Source organism: Geobacillus sp. FJAT-46040 (assembly GCF_002335725.1).
Lineage (GTDB): Bacteria > Bacillota > Bacilli > Bacillales > Anoxybacillaceae > Geobacillus > Geobacillus thermoleovorans.
In genome coordinates, this window is record NZ_NISS01000001.1 from 3,040,085 (window position 1) to 3,059,440 (window position 19,356).

A 19,356-nucleotide genomic window follows, 5' to 3' on the forward strand; every position below is an offset into this window, starting at 1 on the left:
AACGATGGCGCACATTTACCGTCCGAAGCATCACGTCCGCTTTGTGACTGCATCGAGCTTGTTTGACGGCCATGACGCCTCAATCAACATTATGCGCCGCATTTTGCAGGCGAGCGGCGCCGAGGTCATCCATTTAGGCCATAACCGATCGGTGGAGGAAATCGTCAATGCCGCCATTCAGGAAGATGTGCAAGGCATTGCCGTCTCCTCGTATCAAGGCGGGCATATGGAGTTTTTTAAATATATGTATGACCTGCTTCAAGAGCGGGGCGCATCCCATATCCGCATTTACGGCGGCGGGGGCGGCGTCATCATCCCGCGCGAAATCAAAGAGCTGCACGAATATGGCATCGCCCGCATTTTTTCGCCGGAAGACGGACGGCGTCTCGGCCTGCAAGGAATGATTAACGTCATGCTTGAAGAGTGCGATTTTCCGACCGTGACGACGGTGACCGATGAACTGGAGCGGCTTCCGTCCGGCGATGTGCAGGCGATCGCCCGGCTCATCACGCTGTGCGAATATCGCGCCGAGGGGGAAAACAGAGAGGCGGCCGCGGCGGCGGAAGCCGCCATTGAACAAGTGAAGGCGCTCGAGAAGCGCGTGCCGGTGCTCGGCATCACCGGCACAGGCGGAGCTGGGAAAAGCTCGCTCACCGATGAGCTCGTCCGCCGCTTTTTAAACGAAATTCCGGATATCAAAATCGCCATTTTGTCCGTCGACCCGACGAAGCAAAAAACGGGCGGGGCGCTGTTGGGCGACCGCATCCGGATGAACTCGATCAACTCGCCGCGCGTTTACATGAGAAGCTTGGCGACGCGCCATGCCCGCACGGAACTGTCGCCGGCAATTCGCGACGCCATTTCGGTTGTCAAAGCGGCCGGATTTGATCTTGTCATCATTGAAACGAGCGGGATCGGCCAAGGCGACGCCGCCATTACCGAAGTGTGCGACGTGTCGATGTACGTCATGACAAGCGAGTTCGGCGCGCCGACGCAGCTTGAGAAAATCGACATGATCGATTATGCCGATTTGATTGTCATTAATAAATTCGAGCGCAAAGGGTCAGAAGACGCAAAACGGCAAGTGCAAAAACAATATCAGCGCAGCCACCAGCTGTTTGACCGCGATGTTTCGGAAATGCCGGTGTACGGCACGATCGCCAGCCAGTTTAACGACCCAGGCACGAATACGCTCTTTGTCGCGCTTGTGGATACGATCAATAAAAAAGCAGGAACGAATTGGAAAACAAGCTTAAAAACGGTCGCCAATGTCGAAAAGCATAATATCATCATCCCGAACGAGCGCCGCTACTATTTGCGTGAAATCGCGGAAACGGTCCGCTCGTACCACCGCCGCGCCGAGCAGCAAGTCGAGGTGGCAAGACGCCTCTTCCAAATCGAAGGGGCCATCGAAGCGGCGAAGGAACGGGGCGAAGCGGAAGACGTGATCCGCGCGCTCGAGACGCTCAAAGCGGATTATGAGGCGAAATTGACGCCGGAATCGAAGCGCATTTTGGCGACATGGGAAGAAACGAAAGCGAAATATGCGGCAAAACAATTTGTCACGAAAGTGCGCGATAAAGAAATCGTTACCGAACTGACGACGAAAACGTTGTCCGGTTTGGACATTCCGAAAGTCGTCTTGCCGAAATTCAAAGACTACGGAGAGATTTTGCGCTGGGTGTATAAAGAAAACGTCCCTGGCTCGTTCCCGTATACGGCCGGCGTCTTCCCGTTCAAGCGCCAAGGCGAAGACCCGAAACGGCAGTTTGCCGGCGAAGGGACGCCGGAGCGCACGAACCGCCGCTTCCATTATCTGTGCAAAGAAGACAAGGCGAAGCGGCTCAGCACCGCGTTCGACTCCGTGACGCTCTATGGCGAAGACCCGGACTACCGGCCGGACATTTTCGGCAAAGTCGGGGAAAGCGGTGTCAGCGTCTGTACACTTGATGATATGAAAAAGCTGTACAAAGGGTTTGACTTGTGCGACCCGCTCACATCCGTGTCGATGACGATCAACGGTCCGGCTCCGATTTTGCTGGCGATGTTTATGAATACGGCGATTGACCAGCAAGTCGAGAAAAAGGAAGCCGAGCTTGGCCGCCCGCTCACGCCGGAAGAGTACGAACAAGTGAAGGAATGGACGCTGCAAACGGTGCGCGGCACGGTTCAAGCCGATATTTTGAAGGAAGACCAAGGGCAAAACACGTGCATTTTCTCGACCGATTTCGCCTTAAAAATGATGGGCGACATTCAAGAGTATTTCATCAAGCACCGCGTCTGCAACTACTACTCGGTGTCGATCTCCGGCTACCATATCGCCGAGGCGGGGGCGAACCCGATCACGCAGCTGGCGTTTACGCTTGCGAACGGCTTTACGTATGTCGAGTATTACTTGAGCCGCGGCATGCACATTGACGATTTTGCGCCGAACTTGTCGTTTTTCTTCAGCAACGGCCTCGATCCGGAGTATTCGGTCATCGGCCGCGTCGCCCGCCGCATTTGGGCGATCGTCATGCGCGAAAAATACGGCGCCAACGAACGGAGCCAGAAACTGAAATACCATATCCAAACGTCCGGCCGTTCATTGCACGCGCAGGAGATCGATTTCAACGACATCCGCACGACGCTGCAGGCGCTTCTGGCGATTTATGACAACTGCAACTCGCTGCATACGAATGCCTATGACGAAGCGATCACGACACCGACCGAAGAGTCGGTCCGTCGGGCGATGGCGATCCAACTCATTATCACGAAAGAGTTTGGCCTGACCAAAAACGAAAACCCGCTCCAAGGGTCGTTCATCATTGAAGAGCTGACCGATTTGGTTGAAGAAGCGGTGTTGCAAGAGTTTGAACGGCTCAACGACCGCGGCGGCGTGCTCGGGGCGATGGAGATGCAATACCAGCGCGGCAAAATTCAAGACGAATCACTTTACTATGAAACGAAAAAACATACCGGCGAACTGCCGATCATCGGCGTCAACACGTTCTTGAACCCGAATCCGCCGTCAGAGGACGAACTGAACAACATCCAGCTCGCCCGGGCGACGTATGAAGAAAAAGAGACGCAAATCCGCAACTTGCGCGAATTCCAAGAGCGGAACAAAGACAAAGCCGGCCCGGCGCTCGAACGGCTGAAGCAAGTGGCGACAAGCGGCGGCAACATTTTCGAAGAATTGATGGAAACGGTGAAAGTCGCCAGCCTTGGACAAATCACCCGCGCCTTGTACGAAGTCGGCGGACAATACCGGCGGAATATGTAATTCGAGGGAGTTTCGTTGTTTTCTGCTTTCGATGGGCGCCCTTGATCACAATGGACAACGGCCCGTTGAACTTTAGCAGATCGGTAGAATGATGGGCAGCGGCTGTTGGCGTACTGGCCCGCCGGAGGCGAAACGAACGGAACGCGGATTGGGCCAAAAGAGCAAGACGAATGGGCTTCGTAAGGAAAAAGTGGAGCGGTGTGAACAAAGGTGATTGTGACAACGGATATGTCGGAATCGGAAGGAGGGCCGCCCTCGCCGCAGGGCTGCCCTCCTTTGCTTTTTTCGGCAAATGGGTAGCATAAACCCCGACAATTTGTTTATAATGAATGGTATGTATTCCACTTGCATTCATTTGTTTCATTGATATAGAAGGGGAGTGCTGAACTTGAGCCTGCAGCAGCAATACTCGCCGGAGGAATTGCAGGAGATGTCGTTCGCCGAGCTGGCGAACCTCATTTTGCTTGACAAGCGGGAGGCGCTGCCGTTTGATCAACTCGTTCGTGAAGCAGCAGCGCTGGCCGGCATATCGGAAGAAGAGATGGAGGCGCGGCTGGCCCAATATTACACCGATTTAAACATCGACGGCCGGTTTATTTGCGTTGGGGAAAACGTCTGGGGATTGCGCGCATGGTATCCGTTTGACCAGACAGAAGACGAAACGGTGACGATCGTCAAGCCGAAGAAGAAGAAAAAAGCGCTTGACGATGAATACGATGAATACGATGAGTTGCTTGAAGATGAAGATCTCGATTACGACGATTTGGATGAATATGATGGGGAAGAGCTCGAGCTTGATGAAGACGAGCTCTTGGAAGATGAAGAATTCGATCTGGACGAAGACGTCGCGTTTGACGATGACATTCTCGGCGATGAAGAGTTTGAGCTGGACGATGCGCCGCTTGATGAAGAGCTTGATCTCGAAGAGCCGGACGAAGACGAATAACCGCTTGACTTTGCCAGGGGAACCCGGTACAATGTGTGTTGGGCTCTTGAAAACGAACAAATCGATCGCTCCCTTACGTACGGTAAGCGGAGCGTTTTTTATTTGCGCCTTTCGCAAACACTGAAACTGTTACCGCAATTTCGGCAAGGGGGAAGACAAAATGACGAAATACATTTTTGTGACGGGCGGCGTTGTTTCCTCACTCGGGAAAGGGATTACGGCGGCTTCGCTTGGACGTTTGTTGAAAAACCGCGGGTTGAACGTGACGATCCAAAAGTTTGACCCGTACATTAACGTCGACCCAGGGACGATGAGCCCGTATCAGCACGGCGAGGTGTTCGTCACGGACGATGGTGCAGAGACGGATTTGGATTTAGGGCATTATGAACGGTTCATCGATATTAATTTAAACAAATACAGCAACGTGACGACAGGAAAAATTTATTCCGCCGTCATCCGCAAAGAGCGCCGCGGCGATTACCTAGGCGGCACGGTGCAAGTCATTCCGCACATTACCAACGAAATTAAAGAGCGCGTCTTCCGGGCCGGAAGAGAGACGAACGCCGATGTCGTCATTACGGAGATCGGCGGCACGGTCGGCGATATTGAATCGCTTCCGTTTTTAGAAGCGATCCGCCAAATCAAAAGCGATGTTGGACGCGAAAACGTCATGTACATCCACTGCACGCTCGTGCCGTACATCAAGGCGGCTGGGGAAATGAAAACGAAGCCGACGCAGCACAGCGTGAAAGAATTGCGCAGCCTCGGCATTCAGCCAAACGTCATCGTCGTGCGCACGGAAATGCCGATGCCGCAGGAAATGAAAGAGAAAATCGCCCTCTTTTGCGACATCGATCCGAAAGCGGTCATCGAGGCGCGCGATGCCGACACGCTGTATGCGGTCCCGCTTATGCTTCAAGAACAAAAACTGGACCAAATCGTGTGCGAACATTTGCGCCTCAACTGCCGCGAAGCGGATATGACCGAATGGGAAGCGCTCGTCGAGAAAGTGCGCAACTTATCGAAAACGACGAAAATCGCTTTGGTTGGCAAATACGTCGAGCTTCCGGACGCCTATATTTCTGTTGTTGAGGCGCTCCGTCATGCGGGGTATGCGTTTGACACCGACATTGATATTCAGTGGATCAATGCTGAGCATGTGACGCGTGACAATGTAGCCGACCTGTTGAAAGATGCGGACGGCATTTTGGTTCCGGGCGGGTTCGGCGACCGCGGGGTCGAAGGGAAGATTGAGGCGATCCGCTACGCCCGCGAGCAGCGCGTGCCGTTTTTGGGCATTTGCTTAGGAATGCAGCTCGCCTCGATTGAATTTGCTCGCCATGTTGTCGGGTTGTCCGGCGCCCATTCGTCCGAGTTTGACCCGAACACGCCGCATCCGATCATCGACTTGCTTCCGGAGCAGAAGGATGTCGAAGATTTAGGCGGCACGCTCCGCCTCGGCTTGTATCCGTGCAAGCTGCAGGAAGGGACGCTTGCCTACGCCGCCTACGGCGATGAAGTCATTTACGAGCGCCATCGCCATCGGTACGAATTCAACAACCAATACCGGCCGATCATGGAAGAGCACGGCTTCGTCTTTTCCGGCACGAGTCCGGACGGACGGCTGGTTGAAGTGATCGAACTCAAGGATCATCCGTGGTTCGTCGCCGCGCAATTCCATCCGGAATTCACCTCGCGCCCGACGCGGCCGCAGCCGCTGTTCCGCGAGTTTGTCAGAGCGTCGCTGAAAGAGTGACGAAAAAGGGGCTGTCCCAAAAAAAGCCGTAGAACGGCCTTTTGGGTTCAGCCTCCTTTCTTTTTTGGATATTTTTCATCTTGTCAAGCACGATGCCCATTGATCAGGCGCCGTTTTTTGGGCGGTTTCTATACCTCTTTGCCTTTGGCCGGTCGGAGAGCGCTCGCTTTCATGGCGGCTGTTATTCATATTCCGCCAAAATTTCATCGAGCAAAACGCGCAGTCCGTAGTAGATGAATGAAGCGGTGATGATCGTCGGCATGCCGATGCGGCGGCCGTCTTCGGTCGGCACGAGCGGGCGGGAAAGTTTGCTGTCGATAAAGACGGTGGCCATATCGGCCAGTCCGGGTTCATCCTTGACGAGCGCCGCGACGGCCACTGCATCAACGCCGTGCGCCTGCAGCTGTTCGACGAGGCGAATGGCCTCAGGATCGGCGGAAAAGCGGGCAAATAGAAGCGCTCGGTCCGTTTCCTGCCAGTCATCGGTTGCTGTCGGCTCAAGCCGTTTGGCTTTCGGGAGCGGATCGGGGCCAAGAAGCGCGGCGGTGACGACCGCATCGAGTTCACCTATGCCATACAGCCAAATGCGCCCATCACCGATGGCGGCCTGAGCGAGCAGACGCGCCCCGTCTTCGAGCGCCAGCTCTTCATCCGCGGCGATTTTTTGCAACAATCCGATCGTTTGCGTCGTTAAAATTTTCACGGTTCGGCCTCCCTTCGCCGCTATTATACAAAATCGACAAACAACAAGAAAAGCAAGCAGGAAATGGGTTTGCCAAATGCGAAACATTAATAGGGAGAAAACAGGGAATAGAGGTGCATAACTGTGGGAAACAAAATTTTGATTGTCGACGACCAGTATGGCATCCGCATTTTGCTCAACGAAGTGTTTCAGCGGGAGGGGTATGTAACGTATCAGGCCGCCAACGGCATGCAGGCGCTCGAAATCGCCCGCAAACATCACCCCGATCTTGTGCTTCTTGATATGAAAATTCCTGGCATGGACGGCATTGAAATTTTAAAACGGTTGAAAGAGATTGATCCGGATATTAAGGTGATCATCATGACCGCCTACGGGGAGCTCGATATGATTCAAGAAACGAAAGAGCTCGGGGCGCTGATGCATTTTGCCAAGCCGTTTGATATTGACGATTTGCGCGTTGCCGTCAAAAAATACATTACCGCCTAGACAGCGCCATCGACGAGCGGCTTTCCTTTGGCAAAGAAAGCGCATCGATGGACATTGATGACGCTGTCGTCTTTAGGAGAATAAAGGGTGGAAATGTTGCCGTTTTGCCGGCAAGTTGGTATGCTTATAACGTAGATGGATTTTGCGCCTGTGGACCCAGTCACCGCCAGGGCGACAAAGACGACGATCAGCTAAGGAGGATGGAACCATGCCGTTAGTATCGATGAAAGAGATGCTCAACGAGGCGCTGCGCGGCAAATACGCGGTCGGTCAATTTAACATTAACAACTTGGAATGGACACAAGCCATTTTAGCGGCGGCCGAAGAGGAAAAATCGCCGGTCATTCTCGGCGTCTCCGAAGGGGCGGCCCGCTATATGAGCGGATTCAAAACGGTCGTCAATATGGTCAAAGGGTTAATGGAAGACATGAACATCACCGTTCCGGTCGCCATCCATCTCGACCATGGATCGAGCTTTGAAAAATGCAAAGCGGCGATTGACGCCGGGTTCACCTCGGTTATGATTGACGCCTCCCACCATCCATTTGAAGAAAACGTCCGCATCACCTCGCAAGTCGTTGAATATGCTCATGCGCGCGGTGTTTCGGTCGAAGCGGAGCTCGGCATCGTCGGCGGGCAGGAAGACGACGTCGTCGGAGAAGGGATCATTTACGCCGACCCGAAAGAGTGCGAAGAGCTTGTCAAACGGACAGGCGTCGACTGTCTCGCCCCGGCGCTCGGTTCTGTGCACGGCCCGTACAAAGGAGAGCCGAAGCTCGGATTTGCCGAAATGGAGCAAATCCGCGATTTAACCGGCGTTCCGCTTGTGCTCCACGGCGGCACCGGCATTCCGACCGAACAAATTCAACGCGCGATCTCCCTTGGCACATCGAAAATCAACGTCAATACCGAAAACCAAATGGCGTTTACCAAAGTCGTCCGCGAACTGCTCGCGAAAGACCCGAACGTCTATGATCCGCGCAAAATCATCGGCCCGGGCCGCGACGCCATCAAAGCGACGGTCATCGGCAAAATGCGCGAGTTTGGCTCGTCCGGAAAAGCGGCGCGATGAATCGGCTTCGCGGGCGGCGTTTGGCCGCCGCGCGGCTGCCTTTGCATGTGCAACGAATAACAAGGAGGGTTCAGCATGAAATTTTTTATCGACACTGCCAACTTGGAAGAAATCAAACACGCCCATGAACTCGGCATTTTGGCCGGCGTCACGACCAACCCAAGCCTCGTGGCGAAGGAGAACGTATCGTTCCATGATCGGTTGCGCGAAATTACATCGATCGTTTCTGGTTCGGTGAGCGCTGAAGTCATTTCGACCGACGCCGCTGGCATGATCGCGGAAGGCGAAGAGCTGGCGAAAATCGCCCCGAACATTACGATCAAAGTGCCGATGACGCCGGAAGGCTTAAAAGCAGTCAAGGCGTTCAGCGAAAAAGGGATTCAAACGAATGTGACGCTTGTGTTCACCGCCAACCAGGCGCTCTTGGCCGCACGCGCCGGCGCGACGTACGTCTCTCCGTTCCTCGGCCGCCTCGATGACATCGGCCATAACGGTTTAGAGCTCATTTCTACCATCGCTGAGATTTTCAACATTCATGGCATTGAAACGGAAATCATCGCCGCTTCGATCCGCCATCCGCACCATGTGACAGAAGCGGCGTTGCGCGGGGCGCATATTGCCACGGTTCCGTACAAGGTGCTTATGCAATTGTTCAACCATCCGCTGACTGATCAAGGAATTGAGAAGTTTCTCGCCGACTGGAATCGGCAAAAATGAAAGTAAGCCGTTTGCCTCTTGGGTGAAGCGGGCTCGCTCTGCCGCGTTCAGGCCGGACGTGATGAGCCCGCCCGGCTTTGCTTTTTCGTCCCAGGGGTGAAGCCAACTTCCGAGCAAAGAAGGGAGACGACGATGGATAAAATGAAAATTATCGGCGGAGATCGGCTGCGGGGAACGATCAAAGTGAGCGGTGCGAAAAACAGCGCGGTCGCTTTGATTCCTGCAGCGATTTTGGCCGATTCGCCGGTGACGATCGAGGGGTTGCCGGACATTTCCGACGTGCACATTTTAGGAAGCTTGATCGAAGAAATCGGCGGCTCGTTTTCGTTTGACGGCAAAGAGGCGGTCATCGACCCAACGAATATGGTGTCCATGCCGCTTCCAAATGGGAAGGTGAAAAAGCTGCGCGCCTCCTACTATTTGATGGGGGCGATGCTTGGCCGCTTCAAAAGAGCGGTTGTCGGCTTGCCGGGCGGATGTCATCTCGGTCCGCGCCCGATTGACCAGCATATCAAAGGGTTTGAGGCGCTGGGAGCCACCGTAACGAACGAGCAGGGCGCCATTTACTTGCGAGCGGAGGAACTGCGCGGAGCCCGCATTTTTTTGGACGTCGTCAGCGTCGGCGCGACGATCAACATCATGCTGGCGGCGGTGCGCGCCAAAGGGCGGACGATTATCGAAAATGCGGCGAAAGAGCCGGAAATCATCGATGTAGCGACATTGCTTTCGAATATGGGCGCGAAAATCAAAGGAGCCGGCACCGATGTGATCCGCATTGACGGCGTCGAAAAATTATCGGGCTGCCGCCATGCCATCATCCCGGATCGGATCGAAGCCGGGACGTACATGATCGCCGCCGCGGCCACCAATGGCGAAGTCGTCGTCGACAACGTCATCCCGCAGCACGTTGAATCGCTGACGGCCAAATTGCGCGAAATGGGGGTGCGCGTGGAGACGGGGGAAGATCAAATTCTCGTCTGCGGCACCGACGTTTTGAAAGCGGTTGACGTCAAGACGCTCGTCTATCCGGGCTTCCCAACTGATCTGCAGCAGCCGTTTACCGCGCTGCTGACAAAAGCCAACGGCACAAGCGTCGTCACCGACACGATTTACAGCGCCCGCTTCAAGCATGTCGATGAATTGCGGCGCATGAACGCCAATGTAAAAGTCGAAGGCCGCTCAGCCATCGTCACCGGCCCCGTCAAACTGCAAGGGGCGAAGGTGAAGGCGAGCGATTTGCGCGCCGGGGCGGCGCTTGTCATTGCCGGGCTGATGGCTGAAGGAGTGACGGAGATCACCGGCGTCGAGCATATCGACCGCGGCTACAGCAACCTCGTCGAAAAACTGTCTGACATCGGCGCCACCATTTGGCGCGAAAAAATGACCGATGAAGAAATCGAGCAAGTGAAAAACGCGTAACGTCCAGTCGACAAAGGTGAAGGGGAGAACGACGATGGAACGAAGCTTATCGATGGAACTCGTGCGCGTCACCGAAGCGGCGGCGCTTGCCGCCGCCCGCTGGATGGGGCGCGGGAAAAAGAATGAGGCTGATGACGCCGCGACGTCGGCGATGCGCGACGTGTTTGACACCGTGCCGATGAAAGGCACCGTCGTCATCGGCGAAGGGGAAATGGACGAAGCGCCGATGCTGTATATCGGGGAAAAGCTCGGCAACGGCTATGGCCCGCGCGTCGATGTCGCTGTCGACCCGCTTGAAGGGACGAACATCGTCGCTTCCGGGGGATGGAACGCCTTGGCTGTCGTCGCTGTCGCTGACCACGGTCATCTGCTTCACGCGCCGGACATGTACATGGAGAAAATCGCCGTCGGGCCGGAAGCGGTCGGGATGATTGACATTGAGGCGCCGATCATCGACAATTTAAAGGCGGTGGCGAAGGCGAAAAACAAAGATATTGAAGACGTCGTCGCGGTTGTTCTCAACCGTCCGCGCCATGAGCGTCTCATTCATGAGCTGCGTGAAGCCGGCGCCCGCATTAAGCTCATCAATGACGGCGATGTCGCCGCCGCCATTAACACGGCGTTTGACCATACCGGCGTTGACATTTTGTTCGGCTCGGGCGGCGCGCCGGAAGGAGTGCTCGCCGCGGTCGCGTTGAAATGCCTTGGCGGCGAACTGCAAGGGAAGCTGCTGCCGCAAAACGACGATGAAGTCGAGCGGTGCAAACAAATGGGCATTGACGTCAACAAAGTGCTGCGCATGGACGATTTGGTGAAAGGAGACGACGCGATTTTTGCCGCCACCGGCGTCACCGACGGCGAGCTGTTGCGCGGCGTGCGGCTGAAAGGGGCGTACGGCCTCACCCACTCCGTCGTCATGCGGGCCAAGTCCGGCACGGTCCGCTTCATCGAAGGGCGGCACAGTTTGAAGAAAAAACCGAACTTAGTCATCAAATGATATCCTACCATCCGGCCGGGCGCCGGAGCCGCGCCTGGCTCGGAAAAACAAAAAAATATTGATTAAAAAGAAGAAAAAAGGGTAAAATAGTCGTGTTGCTTATGCAAAAATAAGCTCTGCCATTCTACTTCTTTATTTCATTTCAGCCTTCATCATCTTCGAAATGAATCCCTTCGCCTGTCGAATTGATGACCAATACGTCCGAACACGAACGATGGGAGAATAGGAAAATTTGCAAAGTGTGGTGTCAAGATGGAATTAACGTTAGCAGCACTAGAAAACATGAAATTGAAGGAGCTGTATGAGCTCGCCAGGCAATACAAAATTTCATACTACAGCAAGTTGACGAAAAAGGAGCTTATTTTTGCGATTTTGAAAGCGCGTGCCGAACAAGACGGCCTCTTTTTCATGGAAGGCATCCTCGAAATCATTCCGTCGGAAGGATTCGGCTTTTTGCGCCCGATCAACTATTCCCCGAGCTCGGAAGACATTTACATTTCCGCTTCCCAAATCCGCCGTTTTGATTTGCGCAACGGGGATAAAGTATCCGGCAAAGTGCGGCCGCCGAAAGAAAATGAACGCTACTTCGGCTTGCTTCATGTCGAAGCGGTCAACGGCGAAGACCCGGAAGTCGCCAAGGAGCGCGTTCACTTTCCAGCGTTGACGCCGCTTTACCCGAATCGGCAAATGAAGCTGGAGACAACGCCGGACAAGCTGTCGACCCGCATCATCGACTTGATCGCTCCCGTCGGCTTTGGCCAGCGCGGGTTGATCGTCGCGCCGCCGAAAGCTGGCAAGACGATGCTGCTGAAGGAAATTGCCAACAGCATCACCACAAACCACCCGGATGTCGAGTTGATCGTCTTGCTCATTGACGAACGGCCGGAAGAAGTGACCGACATCGAGCGGTCGGTGCAAGGCGATGTCGTCAGCTCGACGTTTGATGAGGTGCCGGAAAACCATATTAAAGTGGCCGAGCTTGTCTTAGAACGGGCGATGCGATTAGTTGAGCATAAGCGTGACGTCGTCATTTTAATGGACAGCATCACCCGCCTCGCCCGGGCGTACAACTTGGTCATTCCGCCGAGCGGACGCACGCTCTCAGGAGGGATCGACCCAGCGGCGTTTCATCGCCCGAAGCGGTTTTTCGGCGCGGCGCGCAACATCGAAGAAGGCGGCAGCTTGACGATTTTGGCGACCGCCCTCATTGACACCGGGTCGCGCATGGATGACGTCATTTACGAGGAATTTAAAGGCACCGGCAACATGGAGCTCCATCTTGACCGCTCGCTCGCCGAGCGCCGCATTTTTCCGGCGATTGACATTCGCCGCTCGGGAACGCGCAAAGAGGAGCTGCTCATCCCGAAAGAACATTTGGAAAAGCTGTGGGCGATCCGCAAAACGATGGCCGATTCGCCCGACTTTATCGAGCGGTTTTTGAACAAATTGCGCCGGACGAAGTCAAACGAAGAGTTTTTCGCTTTGCTCGATCAGGAGTGGAAACAGGGCGGCCCGCTCCGTCTGTAGGCAGTTGGCGGAATTTGCCGCGAATCGCCCGTTGCAAACTGACAGAAAAGCTGTTATAATCTTAACATGTGTGTTTTGGCTATCGCCTTTTGGTTTGTGCGATCCGTGATTTGCACCGGCTGGGTTCGCTTCGGTGGAGTCCCAGCTGTTCCATGCGCTGCGCCTTGCCAAACGGGCGGGCGCGCATAAGCATGAAGCGTTCCATGCTACGAATCACTCTGTTTCGATAAGATACAGGGCGGAAGGAGATGAAAACGATGAAACAAGGCATCCATCCAGAGTACAAAAAAGTCATCGTCCGTTGCGCATGCGGCAACGAATTCGAAAGCGGTTCGGTCAAAGACGAGCTGCGCGTGGAGATTTGCTCGGAATGCCATCCGTTCTTCACGGGCAAACAAAAATTTGTTACGGCAGCGGGCCGCGTGGATAAATTCAATAAAAAATACGGCCTTAAGTAACAAGGACGTGACGAAAGCAGGCAAGCGAAACTTGCCTGCTTTTTCGTGAGAGCAGATGGAAGGCCGGTTGCTTATCAAGCTGATCCCGCTGATCGTTGCGATGGCAGACGGCAAGGAGCGGCCGATGGTTTGAGGACAGTGTTGTGTGAAAGGAGAGGCCCCGATGTACGTGATGACGCAGTCCGGCTGGCTTGAGCTCATTTGTGGATGCATGTTTTCCGGCAAATCAGAAGAATTGATTCGCCGCGTCCGCCGCGCTCAGTTTGCCAAGCAGGAAGTGAAAGTGTTCAAACCGACGATCGACAATCGTTATAGCGAAGACGCAGTCGTGTCGCACAACGGCAATTCGGTGATCGCCATTCCGGTCGCGACGCCGGCGGAAATGTTCCGCTACATTTCCGCCGCCACCGACGTCGTCGCCATCGATGAAATACAGTTTTTTTCCGACGACATCATCGATGTGGTGCAAACGCTCGCTGATTGCGGCTACCGCGTCATCGCCGCGGGGCTCGACCAAGATTTTCGCGGCGAACCGTTTGGCCCCGTGCCGGCGCTGATGGCGATCGCTGAGTCGGTGACGAAGCTGCAGGCGGTTTGCACGGTATGCGGTTCCCCGGCCAGCCGGACGCAGCGGCTCATTAACGGTGCGCCCGCCTCTTATGACGATCCGGTGATTCTCGTCGGCGCCAGCGAGGCGTACGAGCCTCGCTGCCGCCATCACCATGAAGTGCCTGGCGAACCGAAAAAGCGATACAACCACCCGCTTGCTGGACATACGGGTGAGTGATGGTGAGGCGGTCACTGATGTTGTTTGGCCGCTTTCATCGGCCAAGTGGCGAAGCGCAGCCATCGTTGATGGAAACGGTGCATATTCGTATGTTTCGCCGACCGAGAAGGGCGGAAGCGGCGCCATCATTCTCGCCCGTCTCGTGCGTCCATTCGCTATGGGAGGAAAAAGCGTTTGGCATGCGGCTCGTTCATCATTGATCGTTCGCTTGACTAGGCTGCCCCTTTTGTTCGTTCGCCGCAAAATAGATGAATGATGGCAGAAAGATTTATGGCTTGCCGTGTATCATTGACGGGCGATCATGGACATCCTAACAGCTAAGGAGGCGAAAAAGGATGAGACGCATCTGGCTGTTAGGAATGATCTTCCTGCTTTCGGCCTGTTCGCTCGCTCCGGATCATCCGTCCTACCGCCAGCAAAGCGAGGACAAAAACGGCGCGCGGCTGATGACGGACGGGCGGCCGAAGATCGACGCTGACAGAGACTTGTACAACAACTTCGACGATCCGGAAAACGTGCGGCAAAACCCGAATTTTACCAGCTTGACCGAAGGAAGCGAAAACCAGCGCGCCGATACGCGCAAGGCAGCACAACTCATCGAGCGGTACACCGATTACCACGCCGACTCCATCTGGTTTCACGGCGGCAATATGTATGTGACCGTTGATGCACCGGAAGAGCTGTCTGACGAGGAGCGGCAGCGCGAGGCGCAACGCATTGACAAGCTGCTGACAAAAGCGATCCCGACATACGAGATCATCGTGCGCGTCAACTGAGAGCTCCCGCTTGCCAAAAGCGGGGGTTTTTGTTTGGCTTCATTTCATGCTATAATCTAAAATTAGACTGTGTGGGAAAAACAGAGGTGAATGATGTGTTTGATCGGTTGGAAGCTGTGGAGCAACGGTATGAAAAGCTCAATGAACTGTTGATGGACCCCGACGTCATCAACGATCCGAAAAAGCTGCGCGATTATTCGAAAGAGCAGGCGGATTTGGAAGAAACGGTGCAAACGTACCGCGAATACAAATCGGTTCGCGAGCAGCTGGCCGAAGCGAAAGCGATGCTCGAAGAAAAGCTGGAGCCGGAGCTGCGCGAGATGGTGAAAGAGGAAATCGGCGAGCTGGAAGAACGGGAAGAGGCGCTCGTTGAAAAGCTGAAAGTGTTGCTTTTGCCGAAAGATCCGAACGATGAGAAAAACGTCATTATGGAAATCCGCGCGGCCGCCGGCGGCGAAGAGGCGGCGCTGTTTGCCGGCGACTTGTACCGGATGTATACGCGCTATGCGGAATCGCAAGGGTGGAAGACGGAAGTGATCGAAGCGAGCCCGACCGGCCTCGGCGGCTATAAAGAAATCATTTTTATGATCAACGGCAAAGGGGCGTATTCAAAGCTGAAGTTTGAAAACGGCGCGCACCGCGTCCAGCGCGTCCCGGAAACGGAGTCAGGCGGGCGCATCCATACGTCGACGGCGACGGTCGCCTGCCTGCCGGAGATGGAAGAAATCGAAGTCGAAATCAATGAAAAAGACATTCGCGTCGACACGTTCGCCTCAAGCGGACCGGGTGGGCAAAGCGTCAACACGACGATGTCGGCCGTGCGCCTCACCCATATTCCGACCGGCATTGTCGTCACGTGCCAAGACGAAAAATCGCAAATCAAAAACAAAGAAAAAGCGATGAAAGTATTGCGCGCCCGCATTTACGACAAATACCAGCAAGAAGCGCGCGCTGAATACGACCAAACGCGCAAGCAAGCTGTCGGCACCGGCGATCGTTCTGAACGCATTCGCACGTACAACTTCCCGCAAAACCGCGTCACCGACCACCGCATCGGACTGACGATCCAAAAGCTCGATCAAGTGCTCGATGGGCATTTGGATGAAATCATCGAGGCGCTCATTTTGGACGACCAAGCGAAAAAATTGGAGCAAGCGAACGATGCGTCGTAACGTACATGAAGTCCTCGCCTGGGCTTCTTCTTTTTTGCGCGCCCACGGAAAAGAGGAGCGGGCGGCGGAGTGGCTATTGTGCCACCATTTGCGCACCGATCGGGCCGGGCTGTTCGCCCGTTGGCGCGAGCCGGTCGACGAAGCGGTATATGAACGATTTGCGGCCGATGTGCGCCGCCATGCGGTGGATCATGTGCCGATTCAATATTTGATCGGCTATGAATCGTTTTACGGCCGGTTGTTTCTTGTCAATCGCCATGTGTTAATCCCGCGCCCGGAAACGGAAGAACTGGTGCTTGGCGTCCTAAAGCGGGTGCCGCGTCTATTTGCTGGTCGGAAGCGGATCGATGTCGTTGACGTCGGCACTGGCAGCGGGGCGATCGCCGTGACATTGGCGCTGGAGAACAAAGCGTTGTCGGTGACCGCAACCGATATTTCCGAAGCGGCGCTCGCGGTCGCCCGTGAAAACGCCCGGCGGCTCGGGGCGAACGTTTCATTTTTGTGCGGCGATTTGCTGCAGCCGATCATGGCCATGGGGTGGACGGTCGATGTCGTCGTTTCCAATCCGCCGTACATTCCAGAGACGGACGCCGCTATGCTTTCCCCGGTCGTCAAAAACTATGAGCCGCACACGGCGCTCTTTGGCGGCCGCGATGGGCTCGATTTTTACCGCCGCTTCGCCCGCGAGCTGCCGCTTGTGCTCGGCGCGCCGGCGCTTGCCGCTTTTGAAGTCGGCGCCGGGCAAGGGGAAGCAGTGGCGGCGCTCTTGGCCGCAGCGTTTCCAGAAGCCGCAGTGGAAGTCGATTTTGACCTCAACGGCAAAGACCGGATGGTGTACATGACGAGGCCGAAAAACGGGAAAAAAGTGTTAGATTGATAGGTTTAAAAACGAGCGGCGCCGTCCACAATGAAAGGTGAAAGGACGGTGCCGATGATGACCATCAAAGGAAATGCCATTGCCATATGTTTATATATCATTCTATTAACGACAGGCGTACTCGTCGAGCTGTACGGCCACAAGACGGACGCCGGGGCGAACGCGGCGGTCGCCATCCCTGATGAGGCAATCCGCCTGCGCATTTTAGCCAACAGCGACGCCGATGAAGACCAACAATTGAAGCGAAAAGTGCGTGATGCGGTCAATGCGCAAATCAACGGCTGGGTGGCCGAACTCACTTCGTTTGAGGAAGCAAAGCGCGTCATCCGCTCTCACCTGCCGGACATCGAGCGGACGGTCGCCCGCGTGTTGCGCGATGAACAAAGCGATCAAACGTACAAAGTGGAGTTTGGCCCGGTTCATTTTCCGACGAAAGTGTACGGCAACTACGTATATCCGGCTGGCATCTATGATGCCGTGCTGATCACGCTTGGGGAAGGAAAAGGAGCAAACTGGTGGTGCGTTCTGTTCCCGCCGCTTTGTTTTCTCGATTTTTCCAACAGCGATGCCGTCATGATGGAGGCGAACCGATCGCCTGCAGGAACGAATGAACCGGTGTCGGCTGAGAGCGTCCGGTCAATGGAAGCCGGGTCGAAGCAAAACAGCGAGTCGGCCGAAGCGGAAGCTGAGGCGATGCGAAGCGGCGAGCAGGCCATCGAGCGGGACGAACCGAAAGAGGAGAGGGGTGCGATGGCGGAAACCGAAGATCGCGCCGCTTCGTCCATCCATGCGGATGGCGAGAAGGACAAAGGGCACACTGATGATCAAGACTCGTCCTTCGTCGTCATGGCCGAGCCGGAACAGCCGGTGGAAGTAAAATTTTTCTTCAAAGAGTGGCTCAGCCATCTCATTCCATAAGCATCTATCCACAAAGTTATCCACAAAAACAACAAGTTTATTCACAATTTGTGTATAACTGTGGAAAGGCATCGGGCGGCGATCTGACGCTTGTAAAAAAAGTCGCCATTTTCAAGGCGAATCACGGCGATGGAGAAGGTGAAACGATTGAAAACGCGTGTTTGGGTTGTGGATAATATTGTTGATAAACAGCAAGTTTATCCACAAATACGAGAGGCGGTTGAATGGCTGCGGGCCGGGGAAGTCATCGCATTCCCGACGGAAACGGTGTACGGGTTGGGGGCCGATGCGGCCAATACAGCCGCGGTGGAAAAAATTTTCGCCGCCAAAGGGCGGCCGAGCGACAATCCGCTCATCGTTCATGTCGCCAGCATGGCCCAAGCGGAGGCGGTAGCCGCCTCGATCCCGCCGATGGCGAAAACGTTGATGGAGCGGTTTTGGCCGGGGCCGCTCACGTTAGTATTGCCAAAACGGGCCAAAGCGGTGTCTGAACGGGTGACGGCTGGGCTGCCGACGGTGGCGGTGCGCATGCCGGATCACCCGCTGGCGCTGGCGTTGATCGAGGCGAGCGGCTTGGCGTTGGCCGCCCCGAGCGCGAATCGGTCAGGAAGGCCGAGTCCGACGACGGCGGCGCACGTGCTTGCCGATTTAGACGGGCGGATCGCCGGGGTGATCGACGGCGGGCCGACCGGCGTGGGCGTTGAATCGACGGTGCTCGATTGCAGTGGGGGCGTGCCGACGATTTTGCGCCCGGGAGGGGTGACGAAAGAGGCGCTTATTGAAGCGATCGGCCGCGTTGAAGAGGCCGCTGCTGTGAACGACGAGGCGGCGCCGAAAGCGCCGGGGATGAAATATACGCATTATGCGCCGAAAGCGCCGCTTTGGATCGTCGCCGGCCCGCCCGCGTTTTTGCAGCGGCTTGTCGATGAAAGCCGGGCGGAAGGGAAAACGGTCGGCGTGTTGACGACCGAGGAGAACCGGGATCAGTATGCGGCCGATGTCGTGCTGCCGTGCGGAACGCGCCAGGCGCTTGAGACGGTCGCGAGCCGGCTGTACGACACGCTGCGCCGATTTGATGAAACGAACGTCGATCTCATTTACAGCGAGGCGTTTCCGGAAGAAGGAATCGGCGCGGCGATCATGAACCGGCTCCGCAAAGCAGCCGGCGGACGCGCCATCAGCGAACAGCGGAAATGAAAGGACGTCCGTCTGTATAGATGCAGTGAACAAGTTTCACATATCCTGGTCGAAAAAGCAGCTTGTCTATTTTTTGACGGTCGGAGGCAAGCCGCAGGCTTCTTCGTCGCGCCTTGGCGTGACGGAAGACCGAACGGAAACGCGCTTCACAGATCCATGTATGGGTTTGGAAGCGGCGTTGTTCGGTCGTGCGACAGTCGAGAAAACGGCTCTGCAAACGGTAAGGTTCAAATTGCAACTAGAGGATTTGGGGGATGCCGTTTCCAAGCGCTAAACCGGTCTG

The 19,356-nt window shown here is 55.4% G+C and carries 18 protein-coding genes; 17 read left to right on the forward strand and 1 reads right to left on the reverse strand.

Features of this window, described 5'->3' with window-relative positions; genetic code table 11:
* Positions 1 to 4 precede the first annotated feature (4 nt).
* The 3 genes from icmF (at position 5) to CD000_RS16255 (ending at position 5,967) form a co-directional block, all read left to right on the forward strand.
* Complete coding sequence (icmF, locus tag CD000_RS16245; protein ID WP_096226043.1) at positions 5 to 3,265, forward strand: fused isobutyryl-CoA mutase/GTPase IcmF; 3,261 nt, start codon at positions 5 to 7, stop codon at positions 3,263 to 3,265.
* A gap of 388 nt (positions 3,266 to 3,653) precedes the next feature.
* Positions 3,654 to 4,211 carry a DNA-directed RNA polymerase subunit delta gene (rpoE, locus tag CD000_RS16250; protein ID WP_096226044.1) on the forward strand — a complete coding sequence of 186 codons (558 nt, stop codon included), beginning with the start codon at positions 3,654 to 3,656 and terminating at the stop codon, positions 4,209 to 4,211.
* A 160-nt stretch (positions 4,212 to 4,371) separates the two neighbouring features.
* Complete coding sequence (locus CD000_RS16255) at positions 4,372 to 5,967, forward strand: CTP synthase (RefSeq protein ID WP_096226045.1); 1,596 nt, start codon at positions 4,372 to 4,374, stop codon at positions 5,965 to 5,967.
* Between the two features lie 181 nt (positions 5,968 to 6,148).
* Here CD000_RS16255 and CD000_RS16260 read toward each other — a convergent pair whose 3' ends face one another.
* Positions 6,149 to 6,670, reverse strand: a complete 522-nt coding sequence (locus CD000_RS16260) for a DUF2529 domain-containing protein (protein ID WP_011232855.1) — start codon at positions 6,668 to 6,670, stop codon at positions 6,149 to 6,151.
* Between the two features lie 123 nt (positions 6,671 to 6,793).
* Here CD000_RS16260 and CD000_RS16265 point away from each other — a divergent pair, with 123 nt between their 5' ends.
* From CD000_RS16265 to CD000_RS16330, 14 genes are all read left to right on the forward strand, one after another.
* Positions 6,794 to 7,156: a response regulator gene (locus CD000_RS16265; RefSeq protein ID WP_013146624.1), complete on the forward strand. Its 363-nt coding sequence runs from the start codon at positions 6,794 to 6,796 to the stop codon at positions 7,154 to 7,156.
* A gap of 208 nt (positions 7,157 to 7,364) precedes the next feature.
* Positions 7,365 to 8,228, forward strand: a complete 864-nt coding sequence (locus tag CD000_RS16270; RefSeq protein ID WP_011232853.1) for a class II fructose-bisphosphate aldolase — start codon at positions 7,365 to 7,367, stop codon at positions 8,226 to 8,228.
* Between the two features lie 75 nt (positions 8,229 to 8,303).
* Positions 8,304 to 8,945, forward strand: coding sequence for a fructose-6-phosphate aldolase (gene fsa / locus CD000_RS16275; RefSeq protein WP_011232852.1), 642 nt, complete (start codon positions 8,304 to 8,306; stop codon positions 8,943 to 8,945).
* A gap of 132 nt (positions 8,946 to 9,077) precedes the next feature.
* On the forward strand, positions 9,078 to 10,364 hold the full coding sequence (locus CD000_RS16280) for a UDP-N-acetylglucosamine 1-carboxyvinyltransferase (protein WP_011232851.1): 1,287 nt from the start codon (positions 9,078 to 9,080) through the stop codon (positions 10,362 to 10,364).
* A 34-nt stretch (positions 10,365 to 10,398) separates the two neighbouring features.
* Complete coding sequence (gene glpX, locus CD000_RS16285; RefSeq protein ID WP_011232850.1) at positions 10,399 to 11,361, forward strand: class II fructose-bisphosphatase; 963 nt, start codon at positions 10,399 to 10,401, stop codon at positions 11,359 to 11,361.
* 252 nt (positions 11,362 to 11,613) lie between these two features.
* Positions 11,614 to 12,888, forward strand: a complete 1,275-nt coding sequence (gene rho, locus CD000_RS16290; protein WP_013146620.1) for a transcription termination factor Rho — start codon at positions 11,614 to 11,616, stop codon at positions 12,886 to 12,888.
* Positions 12,889 to 13,145: 257 nt separating this feature from the next.
* Positions 13,146 to 13,346: a 50S ribosomal protein L31 gene (gene rpmE, locus CD000_RS16295; protein ID WP_011232848.1), complete on the forward strand. Its 201-nt coding sequence runs from the start codon at positions 13,146 to 13,148 to the stop codon at positions 13,344 to 13,346.
* A gap of 163 nt (positions 13,347 to 13,509) precedes the next feature.
* Entirely contained in the window at positions 13,510 to 14,133 is a 624-nt protein-coding gene (locus CD000_RS16300; protein ID WP_096226046.1) for a thymidine kinase, read from the forward strand.
* 17 nt (positions 14,134 to 14,150) lie between these two features.
* A complete protein-coding gene (locus CD000_RS16305; protein ID WP_014196961.1) occupies positions 14,151 to 14,333 on the forward strand; it encodes a hypothetical protein in 183 nt (60 codons plus the stop codon).
* 135 nt (positions 14,334 to 14,468) lie between these two features.
* Positions 14,469 to 14,909 carry a hypothetical protein gene (locus tag CD000_RS16310; RefSeq protein ID WP_096226047.1) on the forward strand — a complete coding sequence of 147 codons (441 nt, stop codon included), beginning with the start codon at positions 14,469 to 14,471 and terminating at the stop codon, positions 14,907 to 14,909.
* 95 nt (positions 14,910 to 15,004) lie between these two features.
* Entirely contained in the window at positions 15,005 to 16,081 is a 1,077-nt protein-coding gene (gene prfA / locus CD000_RS16315; protein ID WP_011232845.1) for a peptide chain release factor 1, read from the forward strand.
* Positions 16,071 to 16,958 carry a peptide chain release factor N(5)-glutamine methyltransferase gene (prmC, locus tag CD000_RS16320; RefSeq protein WP_096226048.1) on the forward strand — a complete coding sequence of 296 codons (888 nt, stop codon included), beginning with the start codon at positions 16,071 to 16,073 and terminating at the stop codon, positions 16,956 to 16,958. Before prfA ends, prmC begins: the two co-directional genes overlap by 11 nt.
* A gap of 54 nt (positions 16,959 to 17,012) precedes the next feature.
* Complete coding sequence (gene spoIIR / locus CD000_RS16325) at positions 17,013 to 17,876, forward strand: stage II sporulation protein R (RefSeq protein ID WP_096226312.1); 864 nt, start codon at positions 17,013 to 17,015, stop codon at positions 17,874 to 17,876.
* A gap of 129 nt (positions 17,877 to 18,005) precedes the next feature.
* The gene (locus CD000_RS16330; RefSeq protein ID WP_096226049.1) at positions 18,006 to 19,073 is read left to right on the forward strand and encodes an L-threonylcarbamoyladenylate synthase; all 1,068 of its coding nucleotides are present in this window, start codon (positions 18,006 to 18,008) and stop codon (positions 19,071 to 19,073) included.
* The last annotated feature ends 283 nt before the right edge of the window (positions 19,074 to 19,356 follow it).